This is a genomic window from Pandoraea pneumonica, assembly GCF_049918595.1.
Taxonomy (GTDB): domain Bacteria; phylum Pseudomonadota; class Gammaproteobacteria; order Burkholderiales; family Burkholderiaceae; genus Pandoraea; species Pandoraea pneumonica_A.
The window spans coordinates 199490-218611 of record NZ_JBNCRZ010000005.1 but is presented as its reverse complement, the minus strand read 5'-3'; the positions used below and the strand labels follow the sequence as shown (position 1 = coordinate 218611).

The window sequence follows — 19122 nt, the reverse complement described above, 5'->3', positions numbered from 1 at the left end:
GCCTCAGTTGTCTCAGATGGGAGGGGTCTCGCGAAACGCGGGTAAACCCTCCGCCTGCGCCGAGAACCGGGCAACTTCCGGAAACTCCGCGCTGAAATCCACTTCCGGCAACAGCAACTGGTGAAAGCGCCACGCCACGGCGATGGTCACGCCATGCTCGCCGATCGCATCCGGTGTCGCGAGCACCGGCACCTGCGCCAGTTCCACTTCCAAGCCATGAAACGCCGCACGCACCTGCGTGCGTACGCGCGCCGTCCACGGCTCGTGCCGCTTCTCCAGCGGACGCAATTCACGCTCGTACACGAGCTGCACCGACTTTTCACACGCGGCCAGCGCGAGGCCGGTTAAGCGCAGCGCACGCAGCCGCTCGGCGGGGTCGACCGGAATCAACCGCTGCTCGGCGTCGACCAGCGATTCGATGTATTGCAGAATCAGCGTCGAATCCATCAGCACCGTGCCGTCGTCGGTGATGAGCGTCGGGGCCTTCACCACCGGGTTGATCGCTGCAAACGCGTCAAAGGTGCTGAACACCGACAACGAGCGATGCTCGAACGGCAGGCCCAGCAGCTTCAAGCAAATCGCCGTGCGGCGCACGTACGGGGAATCCAGCATTCCAATCAATTGCATGTCTCGCTCCATTGGGCTTAGGTTCGGCTATCGGCCTGAATTTAACCCAAAGCTGGCAACCTGTCGCCTGCGAGTGGACGCTATGGCAGGTAAAATGATTCGCACGGCTGACTCGACAGGGAGACGTTTCATGAACATCCTGATGGTTCTGACCTCGCACGACCGCTTGGGCGACACCGGCAAGAAAACCGGTTTCTGGCTCGAAGAATTCGCCGCACCCTATTACGTGTTCATCGACGAAGGGCTTGCGGTCACGCTGGCCTCGCCGGCTGGCGGCCAACCGCCGCTCGACCCGAAGAGCGACGAACCCGACGCCCAGACCGACGCCACGCGCCGGTTCCGCGAAGACCCCGATGCGCAGAAGGCACTCGCCACTACACTGCGCTTGGCCGACGTCAAGCAAGACGACTACGACGCCGTGTTCTACCCCGGCGGCCACGGACCGTTGTGGGATCTCGCGCAAGACCCGAACTCCATCCAACTGATCGAAGCCTTCGAACGCGCAGGCAAGCCCATCGGCTTCGTGTGCCACGCGCCGGGGGTATTGCGTCAGGTGCGCGACGCCAACGGCGATCCGCTCGTGCGCGGGCGTCACGTGACCGGCTTTTCCAACGACGAAGAGGCGGCGGTCGGCCTGACCGATATCGTGCCGTTCCTCGTGGAAACGGAACTCGCCAAATTGGGCGGACTGTATGAAAAGGCCGAGAACTGGCAATCGCATGTGGTTGGCGATGGGCGCTTGGTCACCGGTCAAAACCCTGCATCTTCCGAAGAAGCGGCACGCACCGTGCTCGCCATGATGGAGCCGCGCCTGCCATGAGTCCTCCCGCCCGCCCGACGATGGCGAAAACCACGACCACCGCCGCTGCCGCAGATGTCGATGTGCGACGTCTGGTGCCCGCCGACGCGCTCGCCTTTCAGGCGCTGCGGCTGGCAGGTTTGCAAGCGCATCCGGAGGCGTTCGGTTCCAGTTATGAAGTCGAGAAAGACTGGCCCATCGAGCGGGTGCGCGAGTGGTTGGAGGTGCGCCCGGATGTCGGCGTCTTCGGGGCCTTCGATCGGAATGCGACAGGCGAGCGCCTAGTCGGTGTGCTCGGGCTTGGCCGCCAAAAGATGACCAAGTTCGCGCACGTGGGCTTTCTGTGGGGGATGTATGTGCAGGGCGACAGCGTCGGGCGCGGCATTGGCCGGGCGCTGATCGAATCGGCGGTGGCGCTGGCCCGTTCTCAACCGGGCCTGCGCCATCTCACCCTGCAAGTGAGCGCCACCAATCGACCGGCGATAGCGCTCTATCAGTCGTTCGGTTTTGTCGAAATCGGCCGTGAGCCCGATGCCATGCGCGTGGGCAACACGTATCAAGACGAGATACGCATGTACCTGCCGATTTCGACGCACTAAGCCGCGCTCAAATCTTTTCCATCTCGTACGGGCCGAGGTAATCGGTCTTGCCGACGGCCACGCCCTGCGCGCGCAGAATGTCGTGCGTCGTCGTCACGTGGAAGTAGAAATTCGGTAAGCCGAATTTCAGCAGGTAATCCACACCATCCATGGTCGTCTGATACGCCTTGAACTTCAGCGTAATCTCGCGCGACGCCGCGCCTTCGAAACGATCTTCGAGAATCCCCGCAATAAACGCCTCGGTGTTCGCGATGCGATCGCGCAGTTGATCGAACGTCGTTTCGTTATCTTCGAATTTCGGTGATTCCGCGCCGGTCAGACGGGCGACGGCGAACTTCGCCGTGTCGCTCACGCGCTGCACTTGCGCGGTGAAATCGAGCATGTCGGGCGCCAGTTTGGCCTTGAGAATCGTGTCCGGATCGAGCGCTTTTTCCTCACAGTGCGCACGGGCTTTCTTGATGTAGTCGGCCATGACGGTCAAGCCGCGTAGATAGACGGGAATGGTGGCGCGATACAGGGAAATCGACATTGCGGGGCTCCTCCGGGGATGAACGCCAGTGCAGCGTGCACGTCGCTGCACCGCGAAAACGTACATGCTATCAGCGCGCGGAAATTCTCGCCGCCGAGTCGTTCGCGCTGATCGATTTGTGAAATCGCCGCGCGCCGGACGCCCGTCACACTCGTGTCCGAATGCGGAATCGACCCACGCGCCAGCGCATCGGTGCCGGTACCGCAACCACTTCATCGAGGACTCGACCATGGCGAATATCGACACGAGCATTGCCACGTTCACCGGCAAATACGGTTCCCGCACACTGGATGCCGAGAGCGTTCAGACATGCGTCACGGCAAAAGACCACAAAGACGTCACGAGCCTTTGGGGACGCATCAAGGATTACTTCCTCGGCACGCACAAGGAGGAAGCGAAGCTCGCCCTCTGGCAGTTATCGCATGCCGCCACCTCGGTCGAGCAATTTGAAGCGTTCTGGCGCCTCAACCAGCTAGTGGAACCGGCGCACAGCGATCTGCTCACTTTGAACCTGTCCGTTAGCGAACCTGCCACGTTTCAGGTGGATGGCCACATCTTGCCGACCTTGCCCGACTGGGACCGATTCATACACTTCAGCTGGACGGAAATGGAGTTGGAAGACACGGCACGCCTGCTCGGCACACTGCGCTTTAATGGCGATAACGTTCTCACGCAGTTCCATCAATTCGGTGTGGGCGAGTTGCACGACAGAAATGCCGACACCGTGCTCCTTGCACAGACCCGGTTCCTGACGAATCAGCACGAGCTCTTCTTCGCGCTGTCATTGCTTGGACTGAGCAAAAACGACACAGACGGCGCCTTTGCCTACGATCTCAACGAGACGGTCACGCGCAGAGTCTTCGAGGCGACGGGCGATGACGATGCCGCCGCCCGTGCCGGGCGTAACGCCGAGAATCTGTCGATTCTGACAAGCAAATTGATGGGTAACGCCTGACACCGTAACGAGAACACCATGCAACCCATCTCTGCGAACGTCACACACTTTCCGGTCCCTACCGAGACGGGGCTCGACAAGCTATCCCCTAACAGTGAGCTAGCGCGCTCCCAGCTATGGGACAACATCGCGCACTCGTTTCTAGGGGACAAGAAGGAAACCGCAAAAACCGCACTGCGCGACGTGACCGACGCCGACTACGGCACGCAACAGTTCACGGCGCTGGGGCAACTTGCCGAATGTCTGGCGCCCGATTACGCGGCCGCCATACAGATGTACTGCACCGGTAATGCCGTGCCAGAGCTGCGAATCGGTGGCCACATCGTCGAGTGCCGTCACGACTGGACGATCGCAGCGCCTTCGATGCCCCGCATGAGTACCGAAGCCGCTGCGCGCCTGTTGGTCGCGATTACCTACGACGGTCTCCCGATTCTTTACGCGCCTAGCGCCGCCAATGCCTTGCTTGAGAAACCGGTGCTGCGCCATCTGTTCGACGCGATCGGCCTCGATTGGAATCGCGATATTCCGGCGTACGTCGAGCAATTGGCCACGCGCGGCGCCGTCTACAGCGAACTGCCGTCGGTGCTAGGACAGACGGCGGAGAATCTGTCGCGCTTGATGGTGTTTCACGATGCCGATGCGGCGGACGCCCCGCTGCCCGATGGCGCGCAACAATTGGCGGAATACAAACTGAACTTGAGCGCGCGTGAGTTTCGCGCGTCGCTCGAGGCCCTCTACGGGCCTGCGCGATAGTCGGCGTGTCGAGGCGTCTGTGCGGTCGGTGTCTGTGCGTTAGGCGTCAGCGCGCCCGCAAATGCGCGTAGCACTCGCCGAACGCTTCGCATCCGGGACACCCGGGTGCGGGCGCGGCAGCACGGCCGTATGCCTGCGCGCACGCTTCGGCGAGGAATCGTTTCCAGCGCAGATTCAGCGTATTTTCGGCGGCAAGGGTGGGAAAGAAATGCGTGAGCAATGCGCTCACGTCGTCACGGCCCGTCAGCCCCAAATCCCGCCACAAGTGATCGGGACGCAGACACGCGGTCGCGAGAATCGTCGCCATATCGGCGGCATCCGTAGGATGGAGAATTGGGTCGGCGCGACGGCGCAACATCTCGCGCATTTCAACCACGAACGTGGCGTGCGCGGCCCACGCAGGGGTGGGCAAATCTGCCGCAAACGCGCGCCACTCCGCCGGTACCGGCGCGAAGTGACGGCGTAGCAGCTCAGTCAACGCCGCGCCCGACAGACCGAGCCGCGCCGCCCGCTCGGGCGTCGCGTTCGGTACGAGCAACGCGGCGAAGATCGCGCCTTCAGGGCGCGCGTGCGAAGGCTGCAAAGGAATCAACGACGTCATCATCGTTGCGTCATGCGTTGCTTCGCTCAGGCAACCGCCAAAATCACGCTCGATGCCTTCACGAGTGCAGCGGCTGCGCGACCGGCTTGCAGGCCGAGGCGCTTGGCGCTTTCGTTCGTGACGATGGCCGCGATCACGGCGCCGCTATCGGCCGTGATTTCGACTTCGCTGTTCACGGCGCCCGTTTCCACACGCGAGACCTTGCCCGCGATGACGTTGCGCGTGGACACCTTGCTCGCGTCGGCGTCGACCATCACGATGACCGACGACGCCTTGATCAGCGCCACGGCTTCGCTGCCTTCCTTCAGACCGAGGTTCACGGTGCTTTCGTGGGTAATTACCGCCACGATTTCCTGACCGGCATCGGTGCGCAGCGTCACTTCGTCGTTGACGGCACCACGTTGCAATGCCACGACCTTGCCGGTGAATTGGTTACGTGCGCTGGTCTTCATCGGGAATCTCCATTCAATAGTTCGAACAATGCGCGGCCTTTCTCCCGGTCGCGCAGCGAAGTGAAGTATAGCGGGTCGACCTGACGGGGACATCCAACTTGCGGTGATATGCTTCATCAGCTTCTGCCATGCCTGCGGAAGCACCGCCCCGCCTTGCTTTGCCCCGCCACACCTTGCGAAGAGGAGCCGCCATGGGAACGCCCCGCCACATCCCCACGCCGACGCAAGCCGCGTCGTTCGCCCGCTTCTGTGTCAGTCACTTCGCCAAGCCGACCAACATCGGCATGACGCTAGCGTTCGTGGCCGGTTACATCGACGTCGTGGGTTTCATCGCGCTGTTCGGGTTGTTCACCGCGCACGTGACTGGCAACTTCGTGATGATCGGCGTGCAGCTCGTGGCGAGCACGCATGTCGGGGTGCTGGCCAAGCTGCTCGCGTTGCCGGTGTTCGTCGCGGTGGTCGCCATGGTGAAGCTGGCGGTACAGGGCTTCTCGCGCGCAGGCCGCAGGCCGCTGCGATTGCTGATGTGTGTGCAGACGCTGTTGCTGCTGGGCTTCATGATCGTGGGTCTGGTGGCGCAACCGATTCTCTCGGCGGACGCGCCGCTCGCCATCCTGTCCGGCATGTTCGGTGTGGCGGCATTGGCGATTCAGAATGCCGTGGGCCGACTAGTGCTGGCCGACCTCGCCCCCACCACGATCATGACGGGCAATACCACGCAGATCGTGATCGACATGGTGGAGCTGGCCAGCGGCAACTCGGGCGACGACAAGGCGGCGCGCACGCGTCTGAAAAAGATGATTCCGGCGTTGGCAGCGTTTGCCGTAGGCGCGGTCTTTGGAGGGTTTGCCTATCACTGGGCGGGTTTCTGGTGCGTACTGCTCCCCGTCGTCCTGCTGAGCGCATTGGCCGCGGCGAACGAGTGAAGTCATCTCGCTGACAAGGCGCCGCCTGGAACACGCGATAATGGCGGCCTGCGCGCACGATGCGCATCAGAACATCACAGGCACACGACAAGGATTATTGGAATGAAGCTGGAATCGCAGTGGGTGCTCGTCACGGGCGGCGCCCGTGGCTTGGGGGCGGCGATCACGCGCGCCGTGGCACGCGAAGGCGCGGGCGTCGTCATCAACTATCTGCGCAGCGATGTTGCCGCACGCCAGTTGGCCGAATCGATCGGACCGCGCGCCATTGCGCTGCAAGCCGACGTCACCGACGAGAAAGCCGTCGCCCGTCTCTTCGCCGAAGCCCGCGAGCGCGCCGGTGCACCGATCGTCTCTGTGGTGAACAACGCGCTGGCCGACTTCCGCTTCGATGGCGACGCTCGCCCGCAACTGGCCGACATCTCGTGGTCGCGCTTCACCCAGCAATTCGAAGGCGCGGTCAAAGGCGCGCTCAACACCATGCAGGCCGCGCTGCCGGGCATGCGCGAAGCCGGTTTCGGCCGCATCGTGAACGTCGGCACCAACCTGTTCCAGAACCCGGTGGTGCCGTATCACGATTACACGACCGCCAAAGCTGCACTGCTCTCGCTCACCCGTACGGCGGCCAACGATCTCGGCCCCGACGGCATCACCGTCAACATGGTGTCCGGCGGTTTGCTGCGCGTGACCGATGCGAGCGCCGCGACGCCCGAGGCCGTGTTCGATCTCATCGCCAGTCTCACGCCGCTGCGCCGCGTGACCACACCCGACGAGTTTGCCGACGCCGTGCTGTACTTCCTCTCACCGTGGGCACGTGCCGTGACCGGTCAGAACCTGATCGTCGACGGCGGTTTGGTGAAGGGCTGAGCGGCGACGCTCAGCGATGGCGGGACGCGCTGACGAGGGAACACGAGATGCCGAGAGAGTGCGCCGAGTTTGCCCCCGACGCCGCCCCGTTGACTACGGCTGCGTCCGCCTGAATGCGCGGACGCGGTAAAATCGCACACTTCGCCTCTGTCCAACTCCCCCCGACCGTGACCGCAACACCCACCAACACCTCTTCGACCGCCGCCGACACCCCCGCCAACGCTGACCTCATCGAACACGATGGCGTCATCCACGAGGCACGCCTGTGGTGCGACGATGGCTGGACGGCCAAAGTCATCAAGAACGAAGAGGACGACGGCTGGGCGGTGGCGATGTATAAGGACGGCGAGTCCGAACCGGCGCTCGTCGGGCCGTGGACAATGGGCCGTGACAAGAAGAATCCGAAACCTCTCGATGTGGGCGCGTTCAATACGCTGGTGAAGACGGCCGCCGAAGTGCTGCGCCGTCATGAGCAGCAGTTGCACGCGCAGTTGCACAAGCGCGTGAGCGTCGACGGCCCCGATGGCGAGATCGACGTCACGCTCGATATCGTGCCCGACGAATACGATCCGTACGCCACACTCAGCGCCATCGACCGCTTCGGCGAAACGCTCGCCTCGGTGAAAGTGCCGCCGAACTTCAAGCTCTCGCGCAACAGCGCCCAAGCGTGGGTCGCGAACGACTTCCAGCGGCCCCAACAGTCTTAAAGGGCATCCCCCAGTAAGCGCCCGCTAACTGCATCCCCCCGCTCCCCGGTACTTCGTGTACCGGGATAACGCCCCGACTGGTTAGCCCGGCGCGGGTCTCCTACGATCTGTGATGCCAACACAGGCGCTGCACCGAGCGATCGCTCACTTTGCAGCGGCCGTTCGTCACCGCGTTCGTCATCAATAACGGAGATCCCATGAAACGCTTTCACATCGCGCTTGCCGTGCGCGACCTCGACCAATCCATCGACGATTACTCGGCCCGGCTCGGGCAACCGCCCTCGGCCGTCGTGCCCGGCGCTTACGCCATGTGGCGCACCGATCTGCTCAACTTCTCGATCAATCAGTCGCCCTCGCGGGCAGGGGAGTTGCGCCATGTGGGTTTCGAAGACGATGACGCCCCCGACTACAGCAGCAGCACCGATTGCAACGGCCTGCTCTGGGAGGCGTTCTCCGCCGCCGAGCAAGACCGTCGCATAGTGAGCACTTACGGGGTGGCGGTCCGCCCTGTCGCACCTGACTCGGAGTCCGACGACGCCGCAAAGCGCCGCCCAGCATAATCACGGGCGAATTGCGCCGCGATACGCCCGGAGCGCGCGCCCCGGGTGAGCGCCCACTGCAACGCGGCTTCCCGGGCTTCGGCGATCTGATCGGCGTCGAAGCCCTGATGGCCCAGCCAGAGCGCCACGGCCGCCAGATATTCGTCCTGCGAGAAGCCGTAGAACGTCAGCCACAGACCGAAGCGCTCCGAGAGCGAAATCTTCTCTTCCACCGCATCGCCCGGGTGTAGTTCGCCGTTCGCTCCGGCATGCGTCTCGAGGTTGTCGCTGGCCGTCTCCGGCACGAGATGCCGTCGGTTCGACGTTGCATACACCAGCACGTTCGCCGCGCCGCCGGATACCGAGCCGTCGAGCGCTGTCTTCAACCCCTTGTAGCTCGACTCACCAGGCTCGAACGACAAGTCGTCGCAGAACAGCACAAAACGCTCAGGCCGCGCACGCAGCAACCCGACGATATGCGGCAAGTCGTCGAGGTCAGCCTTATCCACTTCGACGAGCCGCAGCCCTTTCGAGGCGAACTGATACAGACACGCTTTGACGAGCGACGACTTGCCCGTGCCTCGTGCGCCCGTGAGCAGCACGTTGTTTGCCGGATGGCCAGCCACGAACTGCGCCGTGTTGCGTTCGATGACTTCGCGCTGGCGCGACACGTTGCGCAAATCGTCGAACGAAATGAGCTGCGGATCGATCACCGGCACCAGCCCTGCCCCGCCTACCCCACCCTGCCCGCCGCGCGACCCTCGCCAATGAAACGCCACCGAAGCGGACCAATCGACGGCGGCTGAGTGTCCGCCTGTCAGCCACTGTTCGACCAGTGCCGTGAGGCGATCAAGACGCGCACACAACGGCGCGAGCGTGTCGATGGGAACCGAATTCGTCGAATGACCTGCATTGCCAGTTGGCGAAGCCTGCGCTGCCGACACCCGCGCTACAGGTGAGGCGTCTGCCGGTGCGTGCTGCCATGCGCTGCTTTTCATGCGGGCACCTCGTCCGAATCCGGTTCCTCGTGCGAGCCGAAGCCGGGCAACGGGCGCTTCCAGCGTTGTGCGATGGCGACACCGATCAGCGCCACGCCACCGCCCACGATATGGAACGTATGCAGTTGCTCACCGAGCAGCAGCACGGCCAGCGCCGCCGTCATCACCGGCAGCACGTTGATGAACATGCTGCAACGGTTGGGACCGAGATGGCGAATGCCTTGAATCCACAGAATCGGTAACAGAATCGACGCACCCAGCCCTGCATACAAGACGAGCGGCACGGTCGCCACGTTAAGCTGCGCTTCGCCCGCTGGCACCAGCGCCACCATCGGCATCATCGTGAACAACGCCGCCCACGCTTGTACGTACGTCGACTGTGCCGGCGGCACGGCCACATGCCAGCGACGCAGCAGCACGCTATACAACCCGTAGGATGCCGACGCAATCAGCATCAACACGTCGCCCAGATGAATACCGCCGTCGAGCAACGTGCTTGGATGCCCTCGTCCGATCAGGTACACCAGCCCCGCGAGCGACAGCAACCCACCTACGAGCATGCCGAGCGTCGGTGGTTCGCGCAGCAGGGCCACACTCCACAGCAGCGTGAGCAGTGGCGCGAGCGCCGTGACGATCGCCATATTCGTGGCCGTCGTGCTGTGCGCGGCGAGATACGACAGGCTTTGATAGAACGACATGCTCAGGAAGCCGAGGAAAGCGAGCTTCGCGAGCTGGGGGCGCACATGCGGCCAATTGCGCATGAGCGGCCGGATCACGAACGGGGTCATGACTACCAGCGCTAGCACCAGCCGGTAGAACGTGATGGCCGAGGGCGCGATGGCACTGGCAGAGAGTTTGGAGACGATAACGTTGCCGGCCCATAACAGCATGGCGCCCAACGGATACAGGATGTACCCCATGACGATTCCCGCAAGAGTGAGAAAAAGGAAGGGCTATCGTCGGCGATAACGTTTTGGGTGTCTCGCGCTAAAATGACCAAACCTATCTCGAAAAAGACATCGCCAACGTGCCGACCTCGCCAACGGATCTGGTTTCTACCGATCACTTGCGCTTCGAACGTACGCCCATGCCCATGGCGGCGATGGCGGTCGATTACGCGCACAACACCTTCATTGCGTCGCATCGGCACCGACGCGCGCAACTGCTCTACGCCATCGAAGGGGTGATGATCATCGCGGCGCCGTCGGGGCGTTGGGTCGTGCCGCCTACCCGCGGGGTGTGGCTGGCGGCCGGTCTCGAACACACCGTGCAAATGAGCGGCAACGTGAAGATGCGCACGGTGTTTGTCGAACCCGATGCCGCGAAGCTGCCCGAAGCCAGTTGCGTCGTGGAAATCTCGCCGCTCGTGCGCGAACTGATTCTGGCCGCCATCGACATTCCGCTCGACTATGCGCCCGACTCACGCGACGCGCGGCTCATGGGCTTGTTGCTCGACGAGTTGATCGCGCTGCCGGTGCTACCGCTGTACTTGCCATGGCCTCGCGATGCAAGGCTTGCGCGCGTGTGCGACCGGCTTGTGCAGACGCCGGGCGAGGCCGCCACGCTCGAAGATTGGGCGGCCGAAGTCGGCATGTCGGGCAAAACGTTTCAGCGGCGATTCGCGGCGGAAACCGGCATCACGTTCGGGCGTTGGCGTCAGCAGGCACGCTTGCTACAGGCGCTCGAAGCGCTCGCGCACGGCGAGAAGATCGTGAACGTGGCGCTCGATCATGGCTATGCTAGTCAAAGCGCCTTTGCGGCGATGTTCAAACGGCACTTCGGTGTGCCTCCCTCAGCGTTTTATCGCTGAACCACGGAGACTCCCTCATGCATTACCTGTTGATTTACGACCTCGTCGACGACTATCTCGACCGGCGTGCCGAGTTTCGCGACGCGCATCTGGCACTCGCCTGGCAAGCGGCAGACCGCGGGGATTTGGTACTCGCTGGCGCACTGGAAGACCCCACCGATACGGCAGCATTGTTGTTCGAAGGCGATAGCGCCTCGTCGGCGGAGGCGTTTGCGAACGCCGATCCGTATGTGCAGAACGGACTCGTGAAGTCGTGGCGCGTGCGGCCGTGGAAGACTGTCGTGGGGAAATTGGCGAGTACGCCGGCACGCTGAACGCGATGGGTATGTGCGGCGGCGATGACCGGCGGCCGCACAAGTTGCACCGCGCAGGATCGGCGGTAAGAAGCTGGGCGCAAAAGCTGCGCACAAAAAACAAAACGCGCTTGGCGGTGAAGCCAAGCGCGTTTGCCGACGTCCGATTATCTGTCGTGCATTCGGAACTAACCGAGTGTCACGCCGATGAATCTGGCGTCCCCTAGGGGATTCGAACCCCTGTACTCACCGTGAAAGGGTGATGTCCTAGGCCTCTAGACGAAGGGGACAAAAACAGTCATTCGGTTGGTGGAGGTAAGCGGGATCGAACCGCTGACCTCTTGCATGCCATGCAAGCGCTCTCCCAGCTGAGCTATACCCCCGTGCGGCGAAGAAGTGAGACTATAGCGCAGCTTTTTGAAGTTGTGAAGCCCCCTCTCCAAAATTTTTGGAGAATTCTCGACACTTCCTCAGGCCGCGCCTCGCCTCATTGGCTCAGCCCACGCGCCTCGATCGGCCAGAGCGCCTCGACGCGCCCATGGCGCACCGCGACGTACCGATCATACAGGTTGACGGTCGGATCGCAATGCCCCGGCACAAGCAGAATCGTCTCGCCCAGCCACGGCGCGCTGTCCTCGCCCGCCGACGCCAGATCCAGCACGCCATGTTCGTCGGACGCCGTACGGTAGTGCGGCTTGCCCGCTTGCTGCGACGACCAGAAACGCGGCAAGCCCGAATCGGTCGCCACACTCTTAAGCCCCGCATCGCACACAATCACACCCGGGCGCGCCGTACTCATCACCGTCGACGCCAGAAACAACCCATGTTTGAAGCGCCAGTCGTCACGCCATTCGAGCGAGCCGTAATGTCCATCGAGAAATACGTACGACCCCGGCTGAATCTCGGTGTACACCCCGCTCTCGATATCGAACTCCGCCGTGCCCGTGCCGCCGCCCGTCACCACCGGACAGGTGATGCCGCGCGCTTCGAGGAACCGGACGTAGGCGGCGGCTTTATCGGCTGCCTGTCGCGCCGCATCGCGCCGCTCATCCCAGTTCGCAATGTGCTGTGCACTGCCGTGATACGCCTGCAAGCCGCCGAAATGCAGCCCTTCGTAATGATCGATCGCGTCGACCAACTGCGCCACGGCATCGGTCGAATCGACACCGCAACGCCCCTGCCCCACATCGACCTCGGGCAGCACGGAGATACGCACACCGGCACGCTTGGCCGCAATCCCCAACGGCGCCACCTGGCGCACATCGTCCACGCAGACCGACAACGTCACACGTGCCGCCATCGCCACGGCCAATGCGACACGCGCCTCGCCGACGAATTCGTTACTGATGTGGATATTGCCAATCCCGGCATTGACGAACGGAATGGCCTCGGTGACTTTCTGGCAGCAAACGCCCACGGCACCCGCGGCCATCTGCGCACGCGCGATCGACGTCGACTTGTGCGCTTTGGCATGCGGTCGCACAGCGACACCGCGCGCCGCCGCGGCACTCGCCATGCGCGCGACGTTGGCATCGAAGGCATCCAAATCGAGCAGCAACGACGGCGTCGCAACCTGAGCGAGCGCATCGCCCACCTTCGCCACCGGCGGCACGGCGATACCGCCCGCCACCGGGGAAACTACAGAAGCAGCATTAACCGAATCAGGCATGAGAATCCTTTGACGGGAGCGCGCGGCAGTTACACAGATTTCGATGCGGGCAGTGCCTTCGCCAGCACACGCGCAACGTGCAGCGCCTGTGTTTGCGCACCGTCATGAATCTGATGCCGGCAACTGGTGCCGTCGGCCACGACGATGGCATTGGCGTTACGTTGCCGGACCGCTGGCAACAGAGACAATTCGGCCATCGCGCGCGAGGTGTCGTAGTGCTCGGCCTCGTAACCGAAACTGCCCGCCATGCCGCAGCATGACGACTCGATCGATGATACCTTCAGCCCCGGCAGCCAACCAAGCACTGCCGTCACCGGCGAAAACGCATCGAATGCCTTCTGATGGCAGTGCCCATGCACCAGCGCTTCACCGACACCTTCGGGCAGCGCCTGCCAGTTCACCGAAAAACGCCCGGCCTTCTGCTCACGAACCAGAAATTCCTCAAAGAGGAACGCGTTGTCCGCCACCGTACGCGCCGTATCGCCAAAGCCATAACCGAGCACTTCGTCGCGCAACGACAACAAGCACGACGGCTCCAGCCCCACAATCGGCACGCCGCGCTCGATATACGGCAGCACGGCGTCCAGCAACCGGCGTGCTTCCGCTTTCGCTTCGTCCACCAGCCCGGCGGCCAGGAAAGTTCGCCCGCAGCACAGCGGCCGCTCACCTTCGCGGCGGTTCACGTGCACCGTGTAGCCCGCGGCTTCGAGCACCTGTTTGGCGGCGAGCGCGTTCTCCGGCTCCATGTAGTTGTTGAACGTGTCGACGAAGAGCAGCACTTCGCGCCCGCCCTGCCCTGCTGTCACGCCGCCACCACGGGCGAGCGGTGTCTGCGAATCCAGAAACGATCGCTTCAACGCTGGCACAGAACGCTCGAGCGCGAGTCCCAGCCAACGCTTGGCGGCATTGCCACCCGGCAGACGCTGCGCGGCATCTAGCAGACCGCCGATGCGGCTCGCCCACGGCGCGTAGCGCGGCAAATACGCGACCATCTTGTCGCGCAGCGACACGCCATGACGTTTCGCCCGCGCATGCCGCGCTTCGATCTTGAAGCGGGCCATATCGATGCCCGTCGGGCAATCGCGCTTACAACCCTTGCACGACACGCACAGATCGAGCGCTTCCTTAACGTCGTCGCTCGCCAGTCCGTCCTCGCCAAGTTGGCCGGACACAGCAAGGCGCAACGTGTTGGCGCGTCCGCGCGTCACATGCTGTTCATCGCGTGTGACCCGATAACTCGGACACATCGTGCCCGCATCGAACTTGCGGCAATGGCCGTTGTTGTTGCACATCTCCACCGCCGACGCGAGGCCGTTCGACGCGTCGCTACCGGTACCCGGCGCGGTCTGCTCGCCCGTGAGCGCGTCGCGTTTCACGTTCCACGCGCTCCAGTCGAGCGCAGGCGTGAGCGGCTTGGCCGCATAGCCCGGTGCGAAACGGAACAACTCGCGCGAGTCCATCTTCGGCGGGCGCACCATCTTGTCGGGGTTGAAGCGGTTCTCCGGATCGAACAATTGCTTGATCTCGCCGAACGCCGCATTGATGCGCGGCCCGTACTGCCACGCCACCCATTCGCCGCGGCACAGACCGTCGCCGTGCTCACCCGAGTAAGCGCCTTTGTACTCGCGCACCAGCGCCGCCGCTTCCTCGGCGATCTCACGCATCTTGTGCGCGCCGTCGCGGCGCATGTCGAGAATCGGGCGCACATGCAGCGTACCGACGCTGGCATGCGCATACCAAGTGCCCTCGGTGTCGTGACGGTGGAACACTTCCGTCAGACGCCGCGTGTACTCCGCCAGATGTTCGAGCGGCACGGCACAGTCTTCGATGAAGGACACCGGCTTGCCGTCGCCCTTCATGCTCATCATGATGTTCAGCCCGGCCTTGCGCACTTCCCAGAGCGCCTTCTGCGGCCCGGCTTCAGGCATCTTCACAACGCTATCGGGCAAGCCGAGATCGCCCATCAGCGTGGCGAGATCATCGAGCTTCGCGCGCAACTCGGCGGCATCGTCGCCAGCAAATTCCACCAGCAAAATCGCCTGCGGATCGCCCACCAGCGCCTTCTCGATCACGGGTCGGAACGCGGCGTTATCCATCGCGAGGTCGATCATCGTGCGGTCGACCAGCTCTACCGCCACCGGCCCCAGCTTGACGATGTGCTGCGTGAGATCCATCGCCTGATAAAACGTGGGGAAGTTCACCACACCAAGCGTCTTGTGCACCGGCAGCGGCACGAGCTTGAGCGTGATCTGGCGGCTGTACGCCAGCGTGCCTTCCGAGCCGACGAGCAAGTGCGAGAGATTCGCCACGCCGTCGTCGGTGTAAGCCCGCGGGTTCAGACAATCGAACAAATCGAGGTTGTACCCCGCCACGCGACGCAGCACACGCGGCACGCGCTCGCGCAGCTCTTCCTGTTCGCGCACGGCAATTTCGCGCACGCGGTCCAAGATCGCCTTGGTGCGAGCGTCGGCCGGTGGCGTATGCAGCGAGCCGAAATGCAGTTGCGCGCCATCGGCCAGCACCGCGTCGACGCCCAACACGTTGTGCACCATGTTGCCGTACTCGATGGAGCGCGAGCCGCACGAGTTATTGCCCGTCATGCCGCCGATCGTGCATTGCGCGGCAGTCGACACATCCACGGGAAACCACAAACCGTGCGGCTTGAGCCACGCGTTCAGATGATCGAGCACGATGCCCGGTTCGACCGTCACCGTGCGCGCCTCGGCATCGAACGCGACCACACGGTTGAGCCACTTGCTGTTATCGATGACGAGCGCTTCGCCGATGGTCTGGCCGCACTGACTCGTCCCGGCACCCCGCGCGAGCACAGGCACATGCTGATCGCGGGCGATATCCAGCGCACGAATCAGGTCTTCCTGATCGCGCGGCACCACTACACCGATCGGGAAGATTTGATAGATCGACGCGTCGGTCGCATAGCGGCCACGGCTTGCGCGGTCGAACAGCACGTCGCCGCGCAGCTCGCGGCGCAGGCGATCCTGCAACGGCGTCAGGGCCACACCGCCGCGTTGCATCGGCATCAGATGCACGGGCTGAAGAACGGAGGAAGCGGAGGATTTCGATTGCGGATTCATGGCGTTGCTGGCTGTGGGCTGGCCGGTGGTGTCGCTGCTCGGGCGGGCCAATGCCCGCCCGGCAGGAAGGTGTTACCGAAATGTCTTGCGTGTGGCTTATGCCGGTTGACGCGCGTTGCTCGCGCTCTTGGCTTCACCGGCGCTCGAGAACTTGCTCTCGGGCTGCATGCGGAAGGCGAGGATCACGCCGACGCCCATCAAGATCATGCTGCCCAGGAACGGCAGTTCCCAGTTACCCGTGCGGTCGATCAAATACCCCGAGAGCACCGGCGAGATGATGGCGGCAAGCGCCGAGCCCGTGTTCATCATGCCGCTGGCCGTGCCCGAGTATTCCGGCGCGATATCCATCGGAATGGCCCACATCGGCCCGATCGTCATTTCGGCGAAGAAGAAGCCGAACGCGAGGCATGCCATCGACACATACAGATGGTGCGTGAACATCATCGGCACGAGCGAGATCAGCGTGAGCAGCATGCACACCGACACCATCCAGCTACGCGCCTTCTTGAGATTGCCCGTGCGCTCGTATAACTTGTCGGTCACGATGCCGCCGAGCGTATCGCCGATCACGCCGGCGAAGAACACGCTGGACGCGAACAGCGCCGACTTTTTCAGATCGAGGTCGTAGCTATGCAGGAAGTATTGCGGAATCCACGACAGGAACAGCCACAGCGTCCATCCGTAGCAGAAGTAGACGATCGTCACGGGTGCCATGCGCTTGAACAGCGGGCCCCAGGGCACCGAACCGCTCTTGGCTTTCAGTGCGGGCAGCACGGCGATTTCTTCGGGTGTGATACGCGGATGATCTTGCGGACGCTCCGTGAACGTGAACGCCCACAGCACCACCCACACCAGGCTCACGATGCCGCACAGATAGAACGACTCGCGCCAGCCGTGCGTGGCCATGATGAACACGACCAACGCCGGTGCCACTGCGTTACCGATACGCGAAGCGGCGTGCGTGATGCCCTGCGCGAAACCGCGCTTCTCTTTGGGAATCCAACGCGACATGGCCGATGTGGCCGCCGGGAACGTCGCCCCTTCGCCCAGACCGAGCAGCAAGCGGGCCAGCAGCAGCGTGACGAGACCACCCGCCATGCCGGTGAGAATCGTCGCCACGGCCCACAGCGCACCGCAGACGAGCAGCGTGCGTTTGGCACCGAAGCGATCGCTCACCCAGCCGCCGATGATCTGGAAGACGAGATAGGGATAGGCAAATGCGGAAAAGACCAGACCAATTTCGGTCTTGTTGAGATTGAATTCCTTGCCGAAGCCGGCAGCGGCCGTACTGACGTTGACGCGATCTAGGTAGGTGATGAAATACATGACGCATAGCATCACCAGCACGACTCTTGTCGCTCTGAAAAGCTTCATTGCATGTCTCCTGAAACAGCCCGTGAGGCGCGCCTGTTCGCAGCAGGCTACGCGTGAGGTGTTGCGGCGGCACGGGGCATTCTGCGACGCCCCGGTGCCAGCTCAATTGCAAGCAAAGCATTCACTGCCGAGGTGTGGTCGACACACCCCGTTATTTCGGCCCGACGGTTACGCAGCGACCTTGAGCGACGGCGTGCTCTTGGCTTCGGCCAGGTAGGCCATTGCCGCCACCACGCCCGAGTCGGCCAGTTTCACGCCCGAGAGTTGCAGCCCCATTTCGCAGCCGGCCAACGTGGCCATGAGCGTGAGGTCGTTGCAATCGCCGAGATGGCCGATACGGAACATCGTGCCGCGAATCTTGCCCAGCGCCTGACCGAGCGACATGTCGAAGCGTTCGTAGATACGCTTGCGTACTTCGTCGGCATCGACGCCTTGCGGCATCACCACACCGGTGAGCACCGGGCTGTAGACCGCCGGGTCCTGACACTGAATCTCGAGGCCCCAGGCGCGCACCGCACGGCGAGTCGCTTCGGCCAGACGCTGGTGACGCGCAAACACGTTATCGAGTCCTTCTTCGAGAATCATGTCGAGCGCTTCCGACAGGCCGTACAGCAAGTTCGTGTTCGGCGTGTACGGCCAGTAGCCGTTCTTGTTCGCTTCGATGATTTCCTGCCAGCCCCAGAACGCACGCGGCATCTTGGCGTGGCGGCCAGCTTCGAGCGCCTTCGGCGAGATGGCGTTGAAGCTGATCCCCGGCGGCAACATCAGGCCCTTTTGCGAGCCCGAGACGGTGACGTCGACACCCCATTCATCGTGACGGTAGTCGGCGGAAGCCAGCCCCGAGATGGTGTCGACGAGCAGCAGTGCCGGATGGCCTGCGGCGTCGATGGCGCGGCGCACGGCAGCGATATCGGAGGTCACACCGGTCGACGTTTCGTTATGCACCACACACACGGCCTTGATGCCGTGCGCGGTGTCGGCGCGCAAACGCGCTTCGATCATGTCGGCCTTGACGCCCTGACGCCAGCCGTCGGTGCCCGGCAGACCGATGAACTCCGGCTTCAGGCCGAGGTTCTCGGCCATCTTCTTCCACAGCGTGGCGAAGTGCCCCGTCTCGAACATCAGCACGTGGTCGCCCGGCGAGAGCGTGTTGGAGAGCGCGGCTTCCCATGCGCCCGTGCCCGATGCCGGGTAAATCACCACCGGCTGCTCGGTCTTGAAAATCTTCTTGATGTCGGCGAGCACCTTGCGACCGAGCGCGCCGAATTCCGGGCCGCGGTGGTCGATGGTCGGATAGCTCATGGCGCGCAGAATGCGATCGGGCACCGGGCTGGGACCGGGGATCTGGAGGAAATGGCGCCCCGAGGGGTGGAAATCGAGCTTCAACATGAACGACTCTCTCCTTTTGAATTTTGCATGCAAAATACTTTAGCAGAGCCGAAGATTCTCGCAAGGGGCGAGAAACACTTTTAATACAGGTGTTTACCCGAGCGGGACGAGACCCGGATGCAGTACGGTACAATCGCCGCCAT

The 19122-nt window shown here is 63.1% G+C and carries 20 protein-coding genes and 2 tRNA genes; 10 read left to right on the top strand and 12 right to left on the bottom strand.

Features of this window, described 5'->3' with window-relative positions:
* Positions 1–12: 12 nt before the first annotated feature.
* Entirely contained in the window at positions 13–627 is a 615-nt protein-coding gene (locus tag ACPWR9_RS21090; RefSeq protein ID WP_426300289.1) for a glutathione S-transferase family protein, read from the bottom strand.
* A 130-nt stretch (positions 628–757) separates the two neighbouring features.
* Here ACPWR9_RS21090 and ACPWR9_RS21085 point away from each other — a divergent pair, with 130 nt between their 5' ends.
* Both ACPWR9_RS21085 and ACPWR9_RS21080 read left to right on the top strand, forming a co-directional pair.
* Positions 758–1447: a type 1 glutamine amidotransferase domain-containing protein gene (locus ACPWR9_RS21085; RefSeq protein ID WP_426300287.1), complete on the top strand. Its 690-nt coding sequence runs from the start codon at positions 758–760 to the stop codon at positions 1445–1447.
* On the top strand, positions 1444–2025 hold the full coding sequence (locus ACPWR9_RS21080; RefSeq protein WP_426300285.1) for a GNAT family N-acetyltransferase: 582 nt from the start codon (positions 1444–1446) through the stop codon (positions 2023–2025). Before ACPWR9_RS21085 ends, ACPWR9_RS21080 begins: the two co-directional genes overlap by 4 nt.
* 7 nt (positions 2026–2032) lie before the next feature.
* Here ACPWR9_RS21080 and ACPWR9_RS21075 read toward each other — a convergent pair whose 3' ends face one another.
* The gene (locus ACPWR9_RS21075; protein ID WP_426300283.1) at positions 2033–2554 is read right to left on the bottom strand and encodes a DUF1993 domain-containing protein; all 522 of its coding nucleotides are present in this window, start codon (positions 2552–2554) and stop codon (positions 2033–2035) included.
* A 229-nt stretch (positions 2555–2783) separates the two neighbouring features.
* Between ACPWR9_RS21075 and ACPWR9_RS21070 the strand changes: the two genes are divergently transcribed.
* Together ACPWR9_RS21070 and ACPWR9_RS21065 are read left to right on the top strand one after the other, a co-directional pair.
* On the top strand, positions 2784–3509 hold the full coding sequence (locus ACPWR9_RS21070) for a hypothetical protein (RefSeq protein WP_426300281.1): 726 nt from the start codon (positions 2784–2786) through the stop codon (positions 3507–3509).
* Between the two features lie 18 nt (positions 3510–3527).
* Positions 3528–4262: a hypothetical protein gene (locus ACPWR9_RS21065; protein ID WP_426300279.1), complete on the top strand. Its 735-nt coding sequence runs from the start codon at positions 3528–3530 to the stop codon at positions 4260–4262.
* Between the two features lie 46 nt (positions 4263–4308).
* On the opposite strand, the gene ACPWR9_RS21060 is transcribed toward ACPWR9_RS21065, so the two are convergent.
* A complete protein-coding gene (locus ACPWR9_RS21060; protein ID WP_426300277.1) occupies positions 4309–4866 on the bottom strand; it encodes a nitrogen fixation protein NifQ in 558 nt (185 codons plus the stop codon).
* Between the two features lie 23 nt (positions 4867–4889).
* The gene (locus tag ACPWR9_RS21055; protein ID WP_426300275.1) at positions 4890–5315 is read right to left on the bottom strand and encodes a TOBE domain-containing protein; all 426 of its coding nucleotides are present in this window, start codon (positions 5313–5315) and stop codon (positions 4890–4892) included.
* A 191-nt stretch (positions 5316–5506) separates the two neighbouring features.
* On the opposite strand from ACPWR9_RS21055, the gene ACPWR9_RS21050 reads away from it, so the two are divergent.
* From ACPWR9_RS21050 to ACPWR9_RS21035, 4 genes are all read left to right on the top strand, one after another.
* On the top strand, positions 5507–6241 hold the full coding sequence (locus ACPWR9_RS21050; protein ID WP_426300273.1) for a YoaK family protein: 735 nt from the start codon (positions 5507–5509) through the stop codon (positions 6239–6241).
* A gap of 102 nt (positions 6242–6343) precedes the next feature.
* Entirely contained in the window at positions 6344–7105 is a 762-nt protein-coding gene (locus tag ACPWR9_RS21045) for a 3-oxoacyl-ACP reductase (RefSeq protein WP_426300271.1), read from the top strand.
* Positions 7106–7272: 167 nt separating this feature from the next.
* Positions 7273–7812, top strand: coding sequence for a hypothetical protein (locus ACPWR9_RS21040; RefSeq protein WP_426300269.1), 540 nt, complete (start codon positions 7273–7275; stop codon positions 7810–7812).
* A gap of 197 nt (positions 7813–8009) precedes the next feature.
* A complete protein-coding gene (locus tag ACPWR9_RS21035; RefSeq protein WP_426300267.1) occupies positions 8010–8372 on the top strand; it encodes a hypothetical protein in 363 nt (120 codons plus the stop codon).
* Here ACPWR9_RS21035 and ACPWR9_RS21030 read toward each other — a convergent pair.
* Positions 8300–9235, bottom strand: coding sequence for an ATP-binding protein (locus ACPWR9_RS21030; RefSeq protein WP_426300646.1), 936 nt, complete (start codon positions 9233–9235; stop codon positions 8300–8302). The genes ACPWR9_RS21035 and ACPWR9_RS21030 overlap by 73 nt on opposite strands.
* A gap of 110 nt (positions 9236–9345) precedes the next feature.
* On the bottom strand, positions 9346–10269 hold the full coding sequence (locus ACPWR9_RS21025) for a DMT family transporter (RefSeq protein WP_426300265.1): 924 nt from the start codon (positions 10267–10269) through the stop codon (positions 9346–9348).
* Between the two features lie 167 nt (positions 10270–10436).
* Here ACPWR9_RS21025 and ACPWR9_RS21020 point away from each other — a divergent pair, with 167 nt between their 5' ends.
* Together ACPWR9_RS21020 and ACPWR9_RS21015 are read left to right on the top strand one after the other, a co-directional pair.
* On the top strand, positions 10437–11159 hold the full coding sequence (locus tag ACPWR9_RS21020; protein WP_426300644.1) for an AraC family transcriptional regulator: 723 nt from the start codon (positions 10437–10439) through the stop codon (positions 11157–11159).
* 17 nt (positions 11160–11176) lie between these two features.
* Positions 11177–11473, top strand: a complete 297-nt coding sequence (locus ACPWR9_RS21015) for a YciI-like protein (RefSeq protein WP_426300263.1) — start codon at positions 11177–11179, stop codon at positions 11471–11473.
* Positions 11474–11666: 193 nt separating this feature from the next.
* On the opposite strand, the gene ACPWR9_RS21010 is transcribed toward ACPWR9_RS21015, so the two are convergent.
* From ACPWR9_RS21010 to ACPWR9_RS20985, 6 genes are all read right to left on the bottom strand, one after another.
* Positions 11667–11742 (bottom strand) — tRNA-Glu (locus tag ACPWR9_RS21010).
* Between the two features lie 17 nt (positions 11743–11759).
* Positions 11760–11835: transfer RNA gene (locus ACPWR9_RS21005), tRNA-Ala, on the bottom strand.
* Positions 11836–11939: 104 nt separating this feature from the next.
* Positions 11940–13121, bottom strand: a complete 1182-nt coding sequence (locus ACPWR9_RS21000; protein WP_426300261.1) for a DSD1 family PLP-dependent enzyme — start codon at positions 13119–13121, stop codon at positions 11940–11942.
* A gap of 29 nt (positions 13122–13150) precedes the next feature.
* A complete protein-coding gene (locus tag ACPWR9_RS20995; RefSeq protein ID WP_426300259.1) occupies positions 13151–16216 on the bottom strand; it encodes an FAD-binding and (Fe-S)-binding domain-containing protein in 3066 nt (1021 codons plus the stop codon).
* A gap of 96 nt (positions 16217–16312) precedes the next feature.
* A complete protein-coding gene (locus ACPWR9_RS20990; RefSeq protein ID WP_150681570.1) occupies positions 16313–17590 on the bottom strand; it encodes an MFS transporter in 1278 nt (425 codons plus the stop codon).
* 168 nt (positions 17591–17758) lie between these two features.
* Entirely contained in the window at positions 17759–18979 is a 1221-nt protein-coding gene (locus ACPWR9_RS20985) for a pyridoxal-phosphate-dependent aminotransferase family protein (RefSeq protein WP_426300257.1), read from the bottom strand.
* Between the last annotated feature and the right edge of the window lie 143 nt (positions 18980–19122).

Coding starts and splice junctions, on each gene's coding strand:
- ACPWR9_RS21090 (WP_426300289.1), bottom strand. CDS start 627: ATGCAATTGATTGGAATGCTGGATTCCCCGTACGTGCGCCGCACGGCG.
- ACPWR9_RS21085 (WP_426300287.1), top strand. CDS start 758: ATGAACATCCTGATGGTTCTGACCTCGCACGACCGCTTGGGCGACACC.
- ACPWR9_RS21080 (WP_426300285.1), top strand. CDS start 1,444: ATGAGTCCTCCCGCCCGCCCGACGATGGCGAAAACCACGACCACCGCC.
- ACPWR9_RS21075 (WP_426300283.1), bottom strand. CDS start 2,554: ATGTCGATTTCCCTGTATCGCGCCACCATTCCCGTCTATCTACGCGGC.
- ACPWR9_RS21070 (WP_426300281.1), top strand. CDS start 2,784: ATGGCGAATATCGACACGAGCATTGCCACGTTCACCGGCAAATACGGT.
- ACPWR9_RS21065 (WP_426300279.1), top strand. CDS start 3,528: ATGCAACCCATCTCTGCGAACGTCACACACTTTCCGGTCCCTACCGAG.
- ACPWR9_RS21060 (WP_426300277.1), bottom strand. CDS start 4,866: ATGATGACGTCGTTGATTCCTTTGCAGCCTTCGCACGCGCGCCCTGAA.
- ACPWR9_RS21055 (WP_426300275.1), bottom strand. CDS start 5,315: ATGAAGACCAGCGCACGTAACCAATTCACCGGCAAGGTCGTGGCATTG.
- ACPWR9_RS21050 (WP_426300273.1), top strand. CDS start 5,507: ATGGGAACGCCCCGCCACATCCCCACGCCGACGCAAGCCGCGTCGTTC.
- ACPWR9_RS21045 (WP_426300271.1), top strand. CDS start 6,344: ATGAAGCTGGAATCGCAGTGGGTGCTCGTCACGGGCGGCGCCCGTGGC.
- ACPWR9_RS21035 (WP_426300267.1), top strand. CDS start 8,010: ATGAAACGCTTTCACATCGCGCTTGCCGTGCGCGACCTCGACCAATCC.
- ACPWR9_RS21025 (WP_426300265.1), bottom strand. CDS start 10,269: ATGGGGTACATCCTGTATCCGTTGGGCGCCATGCTGTTATGGGCCGGC.
- ACPWR9_RS21020 (WP_426300644.1), top strand. CDS start 10,437: ATGCCCATGGCGGCGATGGCGGTCGATTACGCGCACAACACCTTCATT.
- ACPWR9_RS21015 (WP_426300263.1), top strand. CDS start 11,177: ATGCATTACCTGTTGATTTACGACCTCGTCGACGACTATCTCGACCGG.
- ACPWR9_RS21000 (WP_426300261.1), bottom strand. CDS start 13,121: ATGCCTGATTCGGTTAATGCTGCTTCTGTAGTTTCCCCGGTGGCGGGC.
- ACPWR9_RS20995 (WP_426300259.1), bottom strand. CDS start 16,216: ATGAATCCGCAATCGAAATCCTCCGCTTCCTCCGTTCTTCAGCCCGTG.
- ACPWR9_RS20990 (WP_150681570.1), bottom strand. CDS start 17,590: ATGAAGCTTTTCAGAGCGACAAGAGTCGTGCTGGTGATGCTATGCGTC.
- ACPWR9_RS20985 (WP_426300257.1), bottom strand. CDS start 18,979: ATGTTGAAGCTCGATTTCCACCCCTCGGGGCGCCATTTCCTCCAGATC.